General features: G+C 42.9%; 15 protein-coding genes. 11 read left to right on the top strand and 4 right to left on the bottom strand.

The features are described from left to right. The first annotated feature begins 43 nt into the window (after positions 1-43). From trxA to VS868_RS08925, 7 genes are all read left to right on the top strand, one after another. Positions 44-343: a thioredoxin gene (gene trxA, locus VS868_RS08955; protein ID WP_345596847.1), complete on the top strand. Its 300-nt coding sequence runs from the start codon at positions 44-46 to the stop codon at positions 341-343. A gap of 6 nt (positions 344-349) precedes the next feature. Next, complete coding sequence (locus tag VS868_RS08950; protein WP_345596845.1) at positions 350-943, top strand: Crp/Fnr family transcriptional regulator; 594 nt, start codon at positions 350-352, stop codon at positions 941-943. 123 nt (positions 944-1,066) lie between these two features. Continuing rightward, on the top strand, positions 1,067-1,357 hold the full coding sequence (locus tag VS868_RS08945) for a hypothetical protein (RefSeq protein WP_345596842.1): 291 nt from the start codon (positions 1,067-1,069) through the stop codon (positions 1,355-1,357). A 15-nt stretch (positions 1,358-1,372) separates the two neighbouring features. Beyond that, the gene (locus VS868_RS08940; RefSeq protein ID WP_345596840.1) at positions 1,373-1,759 is read left to right on the top strand and encodes a group III truncated hemoglobin; all 387 of its coding nucleotides are present in this window, start codon (positions 1,373-1,375) and stop codon (positions 1,757-1,759) included. A 186-nt stretch (positions 1,760-1,945) separates the two neighbouring features. After that, complete coding sequence (locus VS868_RS08935; protein ID WP_345596838.1) at positions 1,946-2,677, top strand: SDR family oxidoreductase; 732 nt, start codon at positions 1,946-1,948, stop codon at positions 2,675-2,677. Positions 2,678-2,766: 89 nt separating this feature from the next. Continuing rightward, positions 2,767-2,946 (top strand): hypothetical protein, encoded by a 180-nt coding sequence (locus tag VS868_RS08930; protein ID WP_345596836.1) that lies wholly within the window; start codon positions 2,767-2,769, stop codon positions 2,944-2,946. Positions 2,947-3,306: 360 nt separating this feature from the next. Continuing rightward, on the top strand, positions 3,307-3,528 hold the full coding sequence (locus tag VS868_RS08925) for a hypothetical protein (protein ID WP_345596834.1): 222 nt from the start codon (positions 3,307-3,309) through the stop codon (positions 3,526-3,528). On the opposite strand, the gene VS868_RS08920 is transcribed toward VS868_RS08925, so the two are convergent. From VS868_RS08920 to VS868_RS08905, 4 genes are all read right to left on the bottom strand, one after another. Then, positions 3,489-4,130, bottom strand: coding sequence for a fused MFS/spermidine synthase (locus VS868_RS08920; RefSeq protein ID WP_345596832.1), 642 nt, complete (start codon positions 4,128-4,130; stop codon positions 3,489-3,491). The two genes, VS868_RS08925 and VS868_RS08920, sit on opposite strands and share 40 nt — an antisense overlap. Before the next feature lie 195 nt (positions 4,131-4,325). After that, positions 4,326-5,498 (bottom strand): PepSY-associated TM helix domain-containing protein, encoded by a 1,173-nt coding sequence (locus VS868_RS08915; RefSeq protein WP_345596830.1) that lies wholly within the window; start codon positions 5,496-5,498, stop codon positions 4,326-4,328. A 76-nt stretch (positions 5,499-5,574) separates the two neighbouring features. After that, positions 5,575-6,924 carry a hypothetical protein gene (locus VS868_RS08910; RefSeq protein WP_345596828.1) on the bottom strand — a complete coding sequence of 450 codons (1,350 nt, stop codon included), beginning with the start codon at positions 6,922-6,924 and terminating at the stop codon, positions 5,575-5,577. A gap of 10 nt (positions 6,925-6,934) precedes the next feature. After that, the gene (locus VS868_RS08905) at positions 6,935-9,334 is read right to left on the bottom strand and encodes a TonB-dependent receptor (protein ID WP_345596826.1); all 2,400 of its coding nucleotides are present in this window, start codon (positions 9,332-9,334) and stop codon (positions 6,935-6,937) included. Between the two features lie 253 nt (positions 9,335-9,587). On the opposite strand from VS868_RS08905, the gene VS868_RS08900 reads away from it, so the two are divergent. The 4 genes from VS868_RS08900 to VS868_RS08885 all read left to right on the top strand — a co-directional run bounded on the left by VS868_RS08900 (position 9,588) and on the right by VS868_RS08885 (position 17,134). Next, positions 9,588-10,568: an AraC family transcriptional regulator gene (locus VS868_RS08900; RefSeq protein WP_345596824.1), complete on the top strand. Its 981-nt coding sequence runs from the start codon at positions 9,588-9,590 to the stop codon at positions 10,566-10,568. Between the two features lie 72 nt (positions 10,569-10,640). Further along, positions 10,641-10,814, top strand: coding sequence for a hypothetical protein (locus VS868_RS08895; RefSeq protein WP_345596822.1), 174 nt, complete (start codon positions 10,641-10,643; stop codon positions 10,812-10,814). A 334-nt stretch (positions 10,815-11,148) separates the two neighbouring features. After that, entirely contained in the window at positions 11,149-15,672 is a 4,524-nt protein-coding gene (gltB, locus tag VS868_RS08890; RefSeq protein WP_345596819.1) for a glutamate synthase large subunit, read from the top strand. A gap of 1 nt (position 15,673) precedes the next feature. Then, positions 15,674-17,134 (top strand): glutamate synthase subunit beta, encoded by a 1,461-nt coding sequence (locus VS868_RS08885; protein ID WP_345596817.1) that lies wholly within the window; start codon positions 15,674-15,676, stop codon positions 17,132-17,134. Positions 17,135-17,191 lie beyond the last annotated feature (57 nt).

Genomic DNA, 17,191 nt, shown 5'->3' with positions numbered 1-17,191 from the left:
ATGCCATTTTTGAGTACCTTTAAAGAGCTTAAAAAAGAAAAATATGAAAAGTAAATTCAGTGAGATCATCCAGGATGACAAGCCTGTTCTTGTAGATTTTTTTGCCGACTGGTGCGGCCCCTGCAAAACATTGGCTCCTATTTTGAAAGAAGTCAAAGCCGATCTTGGAGACAAGGTTAAAATTGTGAAGATAGATGTAGACAGAAATCAGGCGCTGGCCGAAAAATTCCAGGTGCGTGGCGTGCCCACACTTATTCTGTTTAAAAAAGGAGAACAATTATGGCGACAGTCGGGCGTGGTACCAAAAGCTAACCTGGTTGAGCTTATAAATTCCCACCAGTAGTTATATATGATAGACGAGAACCTGTTGCTTAACCACGGCGCCAAAAGGGTGCCTTTTTCTAAAGGAGATCAATTGTTTAGGGAAGGAGAATCGGCTCTCAACTTCTACCAGGTAGCTTCAGGAGAGATTAAGATGAACAATTACAACCAAGATGGTAAAGAGTTCATCCAGGGTATTTTTTCTATCGGGCAGAGTTTTGGAGAACCGCCGTTGCTGGCAAACGTGAAATATCCGGCAAATGCCGAAGCTATTTCAGATGCCGAAGTCTTTCAGCTTTCAAAAGAGCAATTTTTAGAACTGCTTTCGTCAAATCCAAAAGTCCACCTCAAGATCACCGAAACCCTTGCAAAAAGGCTTTATTACAAAGCCATCATGGTTTCAGAAATATCGAGCCAGGAACCCGAACACAGAATTCTTCGTATCATAGATTACCTAAAGCATGTAGATAAGGTAGATGGAAAGTTTACTTACCGGCTTAACCTTACCCGGCAACAACTCGCCGATCTTACCGGGCTGCGCGTGGAGACTGTGATACGTGCCACCAAATCTCTTGAAAAGAAAGGCGAACTTCAAATAAAAAAGCGAAAAGTGTACCGGTAAAAGTTCATTACCAGCTTCTTATGATTTAGATCTGAGACATAAATGTCCTGTTTTATGATCCCAATCATATTCTCTCCTTGCCTATCCTCTTAATTTTACAGCATAATTAAAAACGACTATGCTATGAAGCTTTACAACACACTTTACAAAGATTTTGAAGACCTTTATGTAGGATATTCGGCGGTGGCCATCATCCTTTCAACCTGTTTGGGTGCTGCAGCGGCTATGGTGATCTTAATGAACGGGCATGATTTTATTCAAATGTTCCAGTTATTCCTGGTTGTTGCAGTGTGTATGACATATATGGTAACAGTTTTAGCCCAGTTAAAGCCAAAATTTGTTTTTAATACATTAATTTTCAGCCTCCTGCTTAGCGCGCTCCTGCTAATAATCAACGTGGTTATGCGGTATTAGAAAGATTATTTTCTTATGAAAAACGATATACAAAACCGGGAGGATGTCTTTCTCCTGGTTTCTACATTTTATACCAAAGTGCGCGCCAACAAAAAGATTGGCCACTTCTTTAATGACACTATTAATGACTGGCCGGCCCACCTTGAGAAGCTTACCGATTTCTGGGAGACCAACCTGTTTATGGTGAGCAAATTTCGCGGCAACCCAATGCGGGCACACAAAGAAGTAGACCGGGAATTTGATCATTCTATTGAACAGGCACATTTCGGCGAATGGCTCAACATGTGGTATGAAACCCTTGATGAACTTTTTGAAGGCGACAGAGCTAACATTGCGAAGAACAGAGCCAGGAATATGGCCCATAATCTCTTTATGAATATGTACCTGAGTCGGCAGCAATAAATCTTCTTCGGAAAAAGCTATATTCTGATCATAATTTTCTGTGTTTCCTGACTCCTTCTGAAGTATTTCCGAAGCATACATTACAAAACCCCTTCCTTCAGAAATATTAGACAGAGACGTTAAATTCCTGTTATTCAACCCCTGTACCTTCTTCACAAATCTTATCTTTTAAAGAAAAACTGAAAGATGGAATTACAGGACAAGGTGGCCATAGTGACCGGGGCAAGCAGCGGAATTGGAAGAGCAATTGCAAAAGCCCTTTCTGGGGCCGGATGTAAAGTGGCATTGGCCAGCCGAAATATTCAAAAATTAAACGACCTACAGGACGAATTAAAAAATAAGAGCCTGGTGGTGCGAATGGATGTCACAGATTCTGAAAGTGTAGAAGGTGCTTTTAAAGATATCTGGGACGAATTTGGGGAAGTGCACATTCTTGTGAACTGTGCCGGCGTAATGCCGCTTACTTACCTCAAAAATCAACATCTTGAAGAGTGGCTTGAGACCATTGAAGTGAACGTAAAAGGGACTTTGCGTTGCATCAATGCGGTGTTACCGGCCATGAAGAACCAAATGAACGGGCACATTATAAATATTGCTTCTGTAGACGGGATAGAGGTATTTAAAGGCGGTGCGGTTTACGGCGCTTCAAAAGCCGCGGTCATTGCCCTTTCCCGTGCCATGAGAATGGAACTCTCTCCCGAGTTCAACATCCGCGTTACCTCTATTGAACCCGGAACTGTTGCCACTAACCTAAGGGATGATATTACCGACAAGGAATTACTGGAAGAAAAAGACTATTCTGGCGACGAACCCAAACTTGAACCTCAAAACATTGCCGATGCTGTGCTGTACGCCGTATCCCAGCCTAACAGCGTAAATGTTAACGAATTAATGATTAAGCCCACAGGAAAGGCTTAAGGGTTAAAAAAGTGTTATTTGGAAAGCCTTTAACGCAAGATAACCCATTACTTCCCGATCTTGAAAAAGAACCTTAAAAACCAACAAAAATGGATTTGAAGAGAAATGCAAAAGACACAGGTGAAAAAGTAGTAAAACTTTGGGCTGCCAAAAAAGGACTTCAGTGGACAGGAAGTCTCCTTAAATGGGGAGCTGTCGCAGGAGCCGGATATTATGCCTACACCCTTGTGAGAGATAATAAAGACCAGATCAAGGCCAAATTATCTTAAGCAATAAGAACTTTTGACAAAAATACTACAGGAACAGTAAATTAGTACCATTCCTCAAAGTATCCACTTACAGAGGCTGTCTTAAAAACTCTTTTCCCGTCACCCCTGAATTTATTTCAGGAGTTTTGACACGGAATCATTTAAATAATGATGTTCTGGTGTTAAATGACGTGTAAAGCTTTTTTAGGATAGCCTTTTTTTCTTTTTTAGTGTTCCGAAATATTACTTCTGAAGGGTTCGCTGCACCTAAACCTTAGCGATTCCTTTTTATGCCATCTACTGAAGAAGATTTATGGAAATAGACCTTCAAAAATGCCATTTTTGACACTGATGTTTCTTCCTTAACTTCTTCAGACATTAATGACAAAGACTTACGAGATCCCTTTTTCTGAAAATATCCTGAATAATGGAATAAAGCTGAAGATAAACCTCAGCACCAAGTATTATTCACATAATTCCGGAAATGGAGTCCCAAAAATGCCATTTTTGAGAGCTCATATTTTATCTCTCGTGGTCTACCAGGCAAAAGAAAGGCTTCAGCTTTACTTTCGTTCCCCAAGCAGCAGGGTGTTACTTCCGTAGACATTTTCCTTCTTCTGAAAATGGATGCCTAAAGTGTCATTTTTGAGCAGGTAGTCGATCTGCTCCTGGTGCGCCTCATTTATTCCGGCATTGAAAAGCACTTTCCCATCTGCCGGTAATAATGCTGCAACATGCTTCCAGAAAGCATCGGTAAAGAACTGCGCCGGCACCTTGAGATCCAGGAAGAGGTCAATGATTATAAACCCGAACTGCTGTTGCGAAGAGGCAACAAATGCTTCAGCATCGGCACACAGCAACTCGAGGGGTTGATGTGCTTCAATATTAAACTCATTTTTGGCAATTTCTATAACTGCAGCATCAAGTTCTACAGCAGTAATTTTTCCGTAGTAGCCATATTTGTTCCGAAGCAGGGGAATTGCACTACCGCCTCCCAGGCCCAGAAGCAGCACCGGGGCAGCACGATCTGCACGCACTTCTGCAAAGCCGTGGTCAAGCACTTCCTGAAGGGCACCGTAAGAATAATTGGCGTTACTGCTGTCAAGCACCTTGCGCCCGTTGATCCAGGTGACTTCCAGTTTCCCATTGTAATTGGAGTTGTACTTTTTGGTGAGCGGCCACAGGTAGCTGAAGGTCTTTTTCATAGCCCTGTAAAAGTACGATTTTAGAAGTTAGAAGGGCGAAAATAGAAGTGTCCAGTGCTCCGTGGTCAGTGGGCAGAAATATGCGGTGCGGGAGTTAATAGAATCATCCAACTTCTAAAAATGGTCAACTCTAATCAGGACTCCACAAACGCGCAACCCGCAACTGACAACTGGCAACCCGAAACCCGCAAAAATTTATTCCGTAACAGTCTTGACTCTTTCCTCTTGTTTCCTGGCTCTATTCTTCGGTTTCTTCTTTTTCATCTTGTTAAGCCATATCAGCGTACCGGTAATGGGCAATGTGGTCGCGATGAGACAGGCCAGGAAATAGATAATCTTGGAGAAAGTTCCGAAGATCTCTCCTGTATGTATTGGTTTGATGAGGGAAGCCACCTGTACATTAAGGGGTTTTTCACTAAAGATCTCTTTGTTCAAAACTGTACCATCGCGATCTATCACCAATTGATCTGAAGTCACAGGAGACCAGCCGTTGTCGTTGGTCTTTCTTATTTTGTACACCTGCTCCCTTTCGGAAGGGAATGAAATTGTGGTGGTGCCTTCATAGTTGAGTTCTTCCGAAGAAATGTTGTAGATAGAGGCTATTGAGGCTAAATCGGCTTCAGTTATATTTTCATTGGAAGTAAAGGAAGGTCCTCCACCCCTGTTAAAGACTTTTGTACCCAAAACTGCACTCCCTGCTTCGCGGTACCACTCAAAACTCCAGAAGAGTCCGGTGAGGGTCATGATGACCAATACAATACAGGCGTAAAATCCGAGTGTATTGTGAAGGTCGTGATTGATGCGTTTCCAGTTGGCCGAGGTTTTGATTTTAAAGCCGCTCTTCATGTTTTTCCACTTCAGCTTTTTTGGGAACCAAAGTACAACGCCACTCAGGGAAAGAATAAAGAAGATAATTGTGGCTATTCCTACAATGGGACGACCTATAGCCGAATCTAAAAGCAGCCATCTGTGCATCCTGAAATTCCACATAAAAAAATCGTCGAGCGAAGACTTTTTGGTCTGCATGTAATCACCGGTGTAGGGATCTACGTAGAAGGTGGTGCCGCGACGATCTTCGGGAGATGTCTTTACCCGGAATTCGTAAGGTTTCCCGGCTTCAGCAGGAATACTTACCGAAGAGACCTCTCCTTCCTGCTGCAATACTTCAGTGAGTGCTTCAATTTCCATAGCCTGCGTACCCGAGACCTTGAAATCTTCAGCAAAAACATTTTTAATTTCCTTCTCAAAAGTGAGTACAGTTCCGCTGAAACAAACCAGGAAAAGGATGATCCCACTGGCAAGGCCAAGCCATAGATGAACGTCATTGAGGAACTTTCTAATGCCGTATTTTTTCTTTTTATTCTTCATTGAAAGAAATTTAAAGTTCCGGCACAAAAAGCTGTAGCCGGAACTGTGGAGTAAGATATGATAAGCTAATTCAAAATTAAAACACTCCGATGAAATGGTTTCCTGGTTCGTTAAGCAGTTGCGCCCCTTTGGTCACTTCACCTGTTACACTGTTAATAACATAGATATTCCCGTCTTTCCCAACCGGGGAAACAGTAACATAAACATTATCTCCATCTACCACAAAGCCCTGGTACTGGAAAAAGTACATATCTGGCTCATAAGGCAGGTCTACTTTTTGTGCAGTTTTGGCATTAAGATCTACTCTTGCAAGGAAACTCTGCTGGGTGCTGGCGCTAAAGCTGGTAGTCGCTGCATCGTCGTGGGTGTACATTACATAAGCGATACCATTTTTCACATATCTCCAGCTCTGGATGTATGAACCTGTAACGTTAAGGGCTTCATCAAGGCTAAAATCATAGCTGTTATCATATTCATTATCTGTATTGATCTTTAGAATATGAGAACCACCCGGATCTCTTTGAGTAGCCTGGTAAATATTACCGTCTTCGGCTAAAAAGCTGTTAAAGCTACGGTAACCGCTGGTGTCACCAAATCCTACAGTAGAAGTAATGATCTTAGGATTTTCTAATGATGGGTAATCTACAACCACCGCTTTTGATCCCAGTCTTTCATAGGCGTTCGCGTCGCGTTCTCCTGTAGCAGGGTCTGTTTTCCCCATCCAGGTACCAATGATCAATTTATCTCCTGCAGCGTTAAGTACAGGCGTATCTAACCTAAAAATGTGGTGCCCTGCTGCCTCTTCTTCTGCAGGCAGTGGGAGTTCAAAAGAGATGTTATTCGAGATCTCAACGTTCTCCATATCTATGGTAACGATGGTCGCTGTACCTCTTGTGTACTCGTAAGTGTCCCCATCATTTACCATAGGGCTGGTTACACTAACGGCTACCCCGGTTTTATCTCCGTCAAAAAGTTTTACCCATCTTGGAGAAGTCCCTGCATATTGTGAGATATTCACCAGGCCTCCTGTTGGTTCAAAGTTATCACCTCCATTAACGATGTACTTTGAGAATTCACCTCCATTGTCACCCCCGTAAGCAATGTTGAACATAGTAGAACCATCTACCGAAGATTGTAATCTCGCTGTTCTTTGAGATCTCACCTGGAAACCGTTATCAAAAACATTGATCGCATAGTTGGGATCTTCAGCATTTTCTTTTGAAATAGAATAAAGCACGGTTCCGCCGTTACCGTTACCCGGAGTTTCGTCCATCACGGCTCCAGCGATGGTAATCCATCTGCTTTCTGTGGGATTTGGCTCGGGATCTGGTGAATTGATGTCATCATCGCTGCTACATGCCGTAGACAGGCTTAATAGTCCAACTACAGCGGTATAACCAAATAGTCTTGTAAATCTATTTTTCATGTTTAATAATTTAGAATTTATTGATTGAATAATTGAGTTTTAAATAGAAGGCTCTTCCCGGCTTCTGCACGGCAAAATTGTCATAAGCCTGTTTGTTGAATACGTTGTTGGCATCAAAGCTCACAACGAGATTCTTTTTTGGAAAAACATAGCTCAATCCCACATCCTGTATATGTTGTTCGGGGACCATCGAGTTTTCAAGTCCGCTCCTTTTATTCACCACCCATACATTGTAAAAGGAGTCAACAAAAGCATAGTTATAATAGATGTTTAGTAAAGATTCCTTCTGAAACACATTTTTGAAGGAATACCGGGCCGAAGCATTGGCAGTAAAGAACGGTTCACTTGGTATTTGCACGTTGTAGTTAAACAGAACTTTACCATTAGAATCATACTTTGTACTCATCCTGGTATTGAATTTGGACAGGTTGACCAGCAGGTTGAGATTATCTTTAAAAATATAATTTAATTCTGCATCAAAGCCTTTAGACTCTGTTCCTCTCAGGTTTACAAAAGGAGCAGTTTGTTGTGCATCATTCAAGGTCATTTGGGGTTCCCTTACAATCATGCCGCGTGTGTCCCTTAAAAACCCGGAAGCGTAGAGAGAGACGCTGTGTTCAGCAATTTTGTACGGGCCGATCTTGAATCCGAGGTTATAATTATTGCTTTGTTCGGGTTCCAGTCCTGAATTTTCGGCAACATTTTCTCCTACATCCCCAAAGATCTCGTTATCGGTAGGAAGCCTGAGGGCTTTTTCTGCGGAACCTAAGATGGCAATGCCCGAGTTCACCAGGTAAGAAAGGGCCATCCCGTATCCCGTATAAGCGAAATTATTGCTGAAGTATTCTTCTACCCGCACCTCTTGCCCGTCAATGGTTTCTACACCTGGGTCCATTTGCCTGGTTTTTTGCTGGTAGTACTTTCCGAAGATATTGGCCTTTAATTTATCATTGAACCATCTCGACTCATAAGAAAAAGAGGAAATATTCTTTTCAAGCTCACGGGTTTCAATGAAGTTCTTTCTTATCCCGTTCCAAAGCTCATCATTCTGCTCTCTCGAAATATGGTAAAGCACATGGTGCAGGCCAATTTTGTGGTTGTTGTTAAAGGAGTAAGTAAGTCCTCCCCTAAAAGAGTAAATATCCCGGTAAATATTTGCAATGGTAGGCGCTCCCTGCTGTGCTCCCCGCTGCGACGGTATAGGATCTCCTTTTCGGTCGCGGCTAAGTTCACCAGACCAGTTGTAGGTCCAGGTCACGGTATCATTTATAGTTCTTTTGCGCTCGTTATATATACCGTGAAAATTAAGGTCAAGCCCTTTAATAAAAAGGTCAGATTTCTCGTATGTGAGGTTCACAATACCCGCCTGGGCTTCCATGAACCTTCCTTTATATGGGATGGTCATGTATGCACCATGCTGAATTTCGTTGTAAGAATCTGAAGCCGTATATCCCACAGAAAATTTATCGGCCCAATTGACCTTTTTGAAACCTGCTTCTAGAATTCCGCCACGGGAAGAGTATTCATCATTGAACCTCTTCACCCTTACATATTCATATCTCCCATTTGGCTGAATGTTATACACATTCCTTCCCCAAACCTCGTAATCATTATCGGAATGGTTGTAAAATCCTGAAGCTTTCACAAAAAACCCGGAATTCTCTGCCTGGTAAACTGCATTGAAATTGGATTGGAAAGTATTGAATGAGCCGTAAGAGACTGAAGCATTGATCTGGGTTCTAAAATCATCTTTCAAAATGACATTTATGGCACCTCCCAGGGCATCGAAAGCCAGTTCGGCAGGAACCACGCCTTTATAAACATCAATACGCTCTATCATGCTAGGGCTAATGCTGCTAAGGTCGAAGGAAGAACCGTAAGACGAAAGCGGGATTCCGTCAATAAAAATCTGGATTGAGTTACCAGACATCCCGTTGAGGTTATAGTCTACAGAAGAACCCAAACCACCACCCTGTCTTATTTTCACCCCCACACTCCTGTTCAGGAGTTCGTTGGTCTGGATATTTCTTACCGCAGCTTCTTCTGTTTCTATGACATTTACCGCAAAACCTTTTTTTTCAATTTCAGATTTTACAGATTCTACATTCAGAAGCACCTCACTCAGTTCATAATCTCCTTTATTTTTAATCTGAAAGTTCTGCACCACGTCTTCCCCATTAATGATCACTTCGCCATATTCAATGTGGTTATCCTTCCGAAGTTCGATTATATATGACCCTGAAGGCACCCCTGAAATCTCATAATAACCTGAATAATTTGATGTGGCTTTGAATTCTTCCGAAGTATTTGAGAGAATAACTGCAACATTGGCTGAAGAATATCCATTGTGGTCTTTTAAATAACCGGAAACAGTATATGTAGCACTAACTTCCCGCCCGGCCTTTTCCACGGAATTTTTAGCTGTTTGGCCAAACAATACCACCGAAAAAAAGCAGAAGAAAACAGACCAGATATATGTAGATGCAGATTTCAAAAGAATGTGCTTATTTAGATTTAATAAAAATAATTACCTTTGGCAAAAGTAAAGGGAGAGGCTTGCCGTTGGGTAACGCAAAAGGAATTTTTACTTACGTGAAAAGAATAATATGCCCACCCCGGCCCTTTAGTGATGTTATTTAAAAGGAAGTCAGGCGACAAGACAAATGAAATTCAGGTTAGAAAGTTCTTTTTTTGAAGAAAATGCTGTAGTAAAGACTTTCAGCAAAGATTTTTGCGCCGATGCCTTCAGTGAAGAAACTTTTATTATTGACAGGGAGGTTGTTAAAGGCAGCATGCAGGAGTTGCACCTGGACCATTTTTGTTTAATTACCCAGGACCTGGAAGCTTCGGCAGGTTATTCGATAAATATTTCGGGAAATTCGCCTCTTTTTAAACTGCATTTTGAACTGGAGGGAGATTATAATTTTTGCCCAATAGATCCTTCTTTTCCTGCAATTTCTATACCTGCAGGCCATTTCAATATCTTTTACCTGCCCCGGCCCGAAGGCTGTTTGCACTTTAAATCTTCTTCCCGAAAAACCCTGGAAGTGCTGTTTACAGAAAAATTACTTCGGAAGATCATGGGCCCTGATTACAGCGGATTATCTTCATTAAAAGATGGAATTAAAGAGGACCACCCGTTCCTGTTGTGGGAGGAAAGCCGGATCATTCCGGTAGAATTGCAGCAACACATACGGGAAATAATTAGTTGCCGTTACTGCGGACATATTAAAAAGATTTACCTCGAAGCCCGAATTACCGCCATGTTACTGAGCTTTCTGGTAGACGATGGCGCGAAAAATAGTGTTTCACAGGAAGATCACCTTCCAAAAAAGGAGTACACAGGAATTTTACGGGTGGAGGAGCACATTAAAAAGAACTTCAGAAAAAACCTCACCATCAACGAACTTGCTCCCATAGCAGGCCTCAACACCTCTAAACTCAAACAGAGTTTCAAAAAGGTGCATTCCACCACAATTTTTAAGTACATCACCGGGTTGCGCATGGAAAAAGCGAAAGAACTTATCACCCATGAGAAAATGTCGGTTTCTGAAGCCTCTTATGAAGTAGGTTATAAGAATCCGCAGCACTTTACGGTAGCCTTTAAAAAGTATTACGGGTTTTTACCCAGTTCCCTCAATTAGTTTTTGGTTAGTGGTGATTGGTTCATTTCTCACAAAGTCCTGCCTCTTGCCATCTTTTCCAGATTCGGTAATTTGAAACAGGAAGGGGAAAAAGCAGTAGGTCTACTTGCTGTTCCTGTTAATAAAGATCCAGTACAGGGCCACAACGAGAATTGTCACAATTCCTCCTGCTATGTAGATTTTATATTCCATCAAAAAATGCTGGATGACCGGGAAAGACTGAAAGTCGGAAAAACATTGCCCTAAAACCATGATATTTATCAGGTTAGGTCTGTTACAAAAAATACCTGTCAAATATGCCATTTTTGGACATCTGTAAATCTCCGGTTACGACGCGTTCTACTTCAGTTTTACCCCGTCTTATTTCTTTGCAATTCCCCAGCCTTCCGCAGAAAAATCTCATCCATTTTGAATTGCATAATTCTTAATATGATTCCACTATATTCCTAATTTATCATTTTAATCGAATTATATTCTCAAATCACTATTTAATGTATTAAAATAGAAATTTCGTTATTCTATTATTACAGAAATGGCTATTTTGCTGGATATTCAGTAATTTTTTTCCAAGGAGATCTATATGAGAATGAAGCAACAGGGACTCTACTCCCCCGAATTTGAACACGACAATTGTGGCGCAGGTTTTATTTGCAATTTAAAGGGCAAAAGGACCAACGATATTATTCATAAAGCACTTAACATCCTGGTGAGACTGGAGCATCGCGGTGCTGTGAGTGCAGATGGCAGAACCGGAGACGGCGCGGGTATTTTAATAGAAATCCCACACGCTTACTTTAAAAAAGTATGTGATTTTGAGATCCCCAACCCTAAAGAATATGCAGTAGGAATGGTCTTTTTACCACCTGCGGCCAACCAGCGCAAAATTGTAAAGGAGATCTTTGAAAAAGAGATAAACAGGCAGCATTTAAAAATGCTGGGCTGGCGGGAAGTGCCGGTAGACAAATCCTGTCTTGGAAGCGTTGCCGCCCTTAGTGAACCCAATGTGCAGCAAATCTTTATTGGCAAGGATGAGGAGATTTCAGAAAAAGAATTTAATGCCCGACTTTTCACGGCGCGTAAAATAGCTGAACACAAAGTAGAGGAATCTTCGCTTTCCGATTCCTTTCACTTCTATGTAGCCAGCCTTTCTACAACAACTATTATTTACAAAGGGCTGCTTATGCCCGAAGATATTAATATTTACTATACCGATCTTAATGACCACGACCTGGTAACCAAGCTCGCCCTGGTACACCAGCGATTCTCTACCAATACCTTCCCGAGCTGGGATCTCGCACAACCTTTTAGATATATGTGCCACAATGGAGAGATCAACACGCTGCGGGGCAACTTAAGCCGAATGAAAGACCGGGAAGAGCTCTTTAAAAGTGACCTTTTAGGAGAGTATATTAAGGAGATACTTCCTGTTACTGCCGAAGGAAAGTCAGATTCTGCCTCTATGGATACGGTGCTGGAACTTCTTTTACACACCGGCCGCTCCCTGCCCGAAGCCATTATGATGATGGTTCCTGAAGCATGGGAAAAAAATCCTGTGATGAACCCCGCAAAAAAGGCATTTTACGAATACAATTCGTGTATCATGGAACCCTGGGATGGGCCCGCTTCTATTCCCTTTACAGATGGCAACTACATTGGAGCCCTTTTGGACAGGAATGGATTACGCCCTTCGCGCTATACCGTAACCAAAGATGGGTACGTGGTAATGGCTTCGGAAACAGGAGTCATTGAAATAGCCCCCGAAAATGTGGCACGGCATGGACGTCTTGAACCGGGCCGAATGTTCCTTGTAGATATGAATGAAGGAAGGATCATTGAAGATGAAGAAGTTAAGAGCAATATTGTTGCTGAAAGACCATACCAGCAGTGGCTTGATGAAAATTTACTACCGCTTTCTAATGTTCCCTACACCGGAAATAAAACTCCTGTAGAAAAAACCGATTTCAAGACAAGACAAAAACTTTTTGGTTATACCCAGGAAGATATCAATACCATCATTGCGCCCATGGCAAATTTGTCAAAGGAAGCAATAGGTTCTATGGGGTCTGACACTCCGCTTGCAGTACTTTCAGACAAGCCGCAGCTTTTGTTCAATTACTTTAAGCAGCTATTTGCACAGGTGACCAATCCGCCCCTGGACGGAATAAGGGAAGAAATTGTTACAGACATCAGCCTTTCTTTAGGAGAAGACAGGAACCTTTTTGAGATAACGCCTGAACATGCTAAAAAACTCCGTATCCAGAATCCCGTGATCTCTAATGAAGACCTTGACAAAATCAGATATATAGACATCCCCGGATTTAAAGCTGTTTCTATCCCCATCCTATACCAGGCTGATAAAGGGCTTAACGGTATGGAAGAGCGACTGGATGAGATCATCATTGAGATTACCGCAGCGGTTGACAATGGATGTAACATCATCATACTTTCAGACCGTAATACCAATAAAGACCTGGCGCCCATTCCATCGCTGCTGGCTTGTTCATACGTGCATCACACCGTAAAAAAACATCATAAAAGATCTGGCTTTGAGATTGTAATAGAGTCTGCCGAACCGCGTGAACCTCATCATTTTGCGTTGTTGTTTGGTTATGGCGCCAGTGCGATCAATCCGTTCATGGTAAATGAGATCATTTATGACCTGGTAGAAAAGAAAGAGCTGGATGTGACAGACCCCGAAGTTGCCGTTCAAAACTTCAATACTGCAGTGGGAAAAGGAATCATCAAGATCATGAATAAGATTGGGATCTCTACCCTGCACTCCTACCGCGGGGCACAGATCTTTGAGATCCTGGGGCTCAACAAAAAATTTGTAAACAAATATTTCTGCAGTACGCCTACCCGTATAGAAGGAATAGGCCTGTATGAGGTTGAAAAAGAAATTCAGAAGAGGTACCGCAAAGCTTTTAATCCCGCAGAGGATCAAAAGGGTATGGATCTCGAAATAGGTGGAGATTACAGATGGAGGAGAAACGGGGAAAGACATATGTTTAACCCCGCCACTGTTGCAAAGCTCCAGCAGGCAGTGAAACAAAATAACCCAAAAAGCTATGAGGAATATTCGAGGCTGGTGAATGAACAAACCCGCAACCTCATGACCATACGGGGAATGTTTAAGTTCAAAGATCTCAACCCGGTACCTATAGAAGAAGTAGAACCGTGGACGGAGATTGTAAAAAGGTTTAAGACAGGAGCTATGTCTTTTGGTTCCATCAGCAAAGAAGCACACGAGAATTTATCAATCGCAATGAACCGGATGAAAGGTAAAAGTAATTCGGGTGAAGGAGGAGAAGATGAAAGCCGTTTTCACAAAAGCCCCGATGGCGACTGGAGAAATTCGGCCATTAAGCAGGTAGCTTCAGGAAGGTTTGGTGTTTCTATCAATTACCTCACCAATGCACAGGAGATCCAGATCAAGATGGCCCAGGGTGCAAAACCGGGAGAAGGCGGGCATTTACCTGGCCCAAAGGTAAATCAGGAGATTGCAAAGACGAGAAATTCCACCCCTTATGTGGGGCTTATCTCACCGCCGCCACACCATGACATCTATTCTATTGAAGATCTTGCCCAGCTTATTTTTGATCTTAAAAACGCAAACCGGGAAGCGCGAATCAACGTTAAGCTCGTTTCTAAAGTTGGCGTAGGTACGATTGCAGCCGGGGTAGCAAAAGCCAAAGCAGATGTGGTCCTGGTTTCGGGTTATGACGGTGGTACGGGAGCCGCTCCCCTTACATCTTTGCGCCATGCCGGACTCCCATGGGAACTGGGAATAGCCGAGGTACAGCAAACCCTGCTCCTCAATGACCTGCGAAGCCGGATTGTAGTGGAATGTGACGGACAGTTAAAAACAGGAAGAGACGTAGCCATAGCATGCCTGCTGGGAGCCGAAGAATTTGGTTTCTCGACAGCACCACTGGTAGCTTCGGGTTGTATCATGATGCGTGCCTGTCACTTGAACACCTGCCCCGTGGGCATCGCCACCCAGGATCCTGAGCTGCGAAAGAACTTTAAAGGCACCCCCGAGCACGTGATCAACTTCATGTATTTTGTTGCACAGGAGCTACGGCAAATCATGGCCGATCTGGGTTATAGAACCATTAATGAAATGGTAGGGCAAAGCCAGAAACTGGATATGAACAAAGCCATAGAGCACTACAAAGCCCAGGGAATTGATCTTTCTAACATCCTATACAAGCCGGATATTGATGAAAGCATGACTTTATACAATTCAAAGCAGCAGGACCATCGCCTTGATGATGTTTTAGATTTTGAGATCCTGAGACAGGCACATCCGGCCATATACAGGAAAGAAAAGATGAAGCTGGATTTTCCTATTACAAATATCAACAGGACTACAGGCGCTATAATCAGCAACGAGATCTCAAAAATCCACGGGGCAAAAGGTTTACCAAAAAACACCCTTACCCTTAATTTTACGGGAGCTGCAGGCCAGAGTTTTGGTGCATTTGCCACCCGGGGCCTTACACTTAATGTAGAAGGAAATACCAATGATTACTTCGGAAAAGGCTTAAGTGGCGCCACATTATCAGTTAAAAAACCTTCAACCGCAACTTTCAAATCAAATGAGAATGTCATTATTGGAAACGTTGCCCTTTACGGTGCCACAAACGGCGAGGCTTACATCAACGGAATTGGAGGAGAGCGCTTTTGCGTCCGAAACTCGGGTGCCAGGGCAGTTATCGAGGGAATTGGCGACCATGGTTGTGAATATATGACCGGAGGCGTTGCAGTGATACTTGGGAACATCGGAAGGAATTTCGCTGCCGGAATGAGCGGCGGAGTAGCCTATATCTACGATCCTCAAAATAAAGTAGATAGCCATAACTTTAATATGGAAATGATCGATTTGGAGAAACCTTCCGAAGAAAACCTGGAAGAATTAAAAACACTCATCCAGAATCACCACAGTTATACCCAAAGTGATGTAGCCAAAGAAATACTGGAAGCCTGGGAAACTGCTGCTACTGGCTTTATAAAAGTTATGCCTGTGGAATACAAAAAAGCCCTGAAGATTTTGGAAGAAGAAAAGTTGAGAAATGCCCAGACGGAATTAAAAACAGCCTGAAATGAATAAATTAAGAGGATTTTTAGAATACAATAGAAGAGAAGAAGAAACCCTTGCCGTTAAAGACAGGGTTAAGAACTATAAAGAATTCACTCAGGAAATGAACAACGAGGAGCTCCAGGAACAGGGCGCCCGTTGCATGGATTGCGGAATTCCATTTTGTCACAGCGGCTGTCCCGTTGGTAATCTCATCCCCGATTTTAATAATGCAGTGTATAAGAATGACTGGAAACGGGCTTCAGAAATTCTGCACTCCACCAACAACTTTCCCGAATTCACAGGCAGGCTTTGCCCCGCACCCTGTGAATCGGCTTGTGTTTTGGGGATTATAAAATCGCCCGTAGCCATAGAATTGATGGAAAAGTATATTCCTGAACGCGCTTTTAAAGAGGGATGGATCCAACCTGCACCTCCAAAAGTACGCACAGGGAAAAAAGTGGCGGTGGTAGGATCTGGACCGGCAGGTTTGGCAGCAGCGCAGCAGCTCAACAGGGCAGGACATTGGGTGACAGTCTTTGAAAGAGATAAAAAACCAGGAGGATTACTGCGATATGGCATACCCGATTTTAAGATGGAAAAATGGGTGATAGATCGCAGGTTGAATGTTTTGGAAGAGGAAGGCATCACCTTCAAAACAGGAACCAATATTGGAGTAAATTATGATGTGGAAAAGCTGAAGGAATTTGATGCTGTAATTCTATGCGGCGGTGCCACTCAGCGCAGACCTCTACCCATTGAGGGAGCAGATGCACAGGGAGTGGTACAGGCTATGGAGTTCCTTAAAAGAAACAATGAAGTAGTTGACGGGCAGGCCGAACCAGCAGAAGCCCTCAACGCCCGTGATAAACATGTAATTGTAATTGGCGGGGGAGACACAGGATCAGATTGTGTGGGGACTTCTAACAGGCACGGTGCAAAATCTGTAACAAATTTCGAGATCATGCCTATGCCGGCAGAGACCCGTACAGATGCCAGCCCATGGCCCTACTGGCCTTTTACCCTGAAGACTACTTCTTCTCATGAAGAAGGTGTTGAAAGAAACTGGAGTATTGCCACCAGGGAGTTTATAAAGGATAGCAACGGAAAGCTGAAGGCCCTCAAAACTATAGAAGTGGAATGGGTAAATACCGGAACCGGCAGACCTCAGCTAAGGGAAATTCCCGGAAGTGAGAAAGAATGGCCGTGTGACCTGGCTCTCTTGGCCCTGGGATTCACCGGGCCAGAAAAGACCCTGAGTGAGAAACTAGGTTTGGAGGTAGATGAAAGAACCAATATAAAAGCCGAAAATAACTACCAAACCAATATTCCAAATATATTTACGGCAGGAGATATGCGCCGCGGGCAATCTTTAATTGTCTGGGCAATTTCTGAAGGCAGGGAAGCAGCAAGAAGTGTTGATATGTTCCTGATGGGAACCACGCAACTTCCTACCAAAGGGCCGGGAGATTTACCGGCCGCTTAACCGTTATAACAAAACAAAAAAGCAGCCTTGATAGCTGCTTTTTTGTTTCCATTGTTT

This window comes from Salinimicrobium sp. 3283s, from assembly GCF_039602225.1.
GTDB classification, from domain to species: Bacteria; Bacteroidota; Bacteroidia; order Flavobacteriales; family Flavobacteriaceae; genus Salinimicrobium; species Salinimicrobium profundisediminis.
The sequence above is the reverse complement of the archived record's forward strand: the minus strand, read 5'-3'. Positions and strand labels throughout refer to the sequence as shown.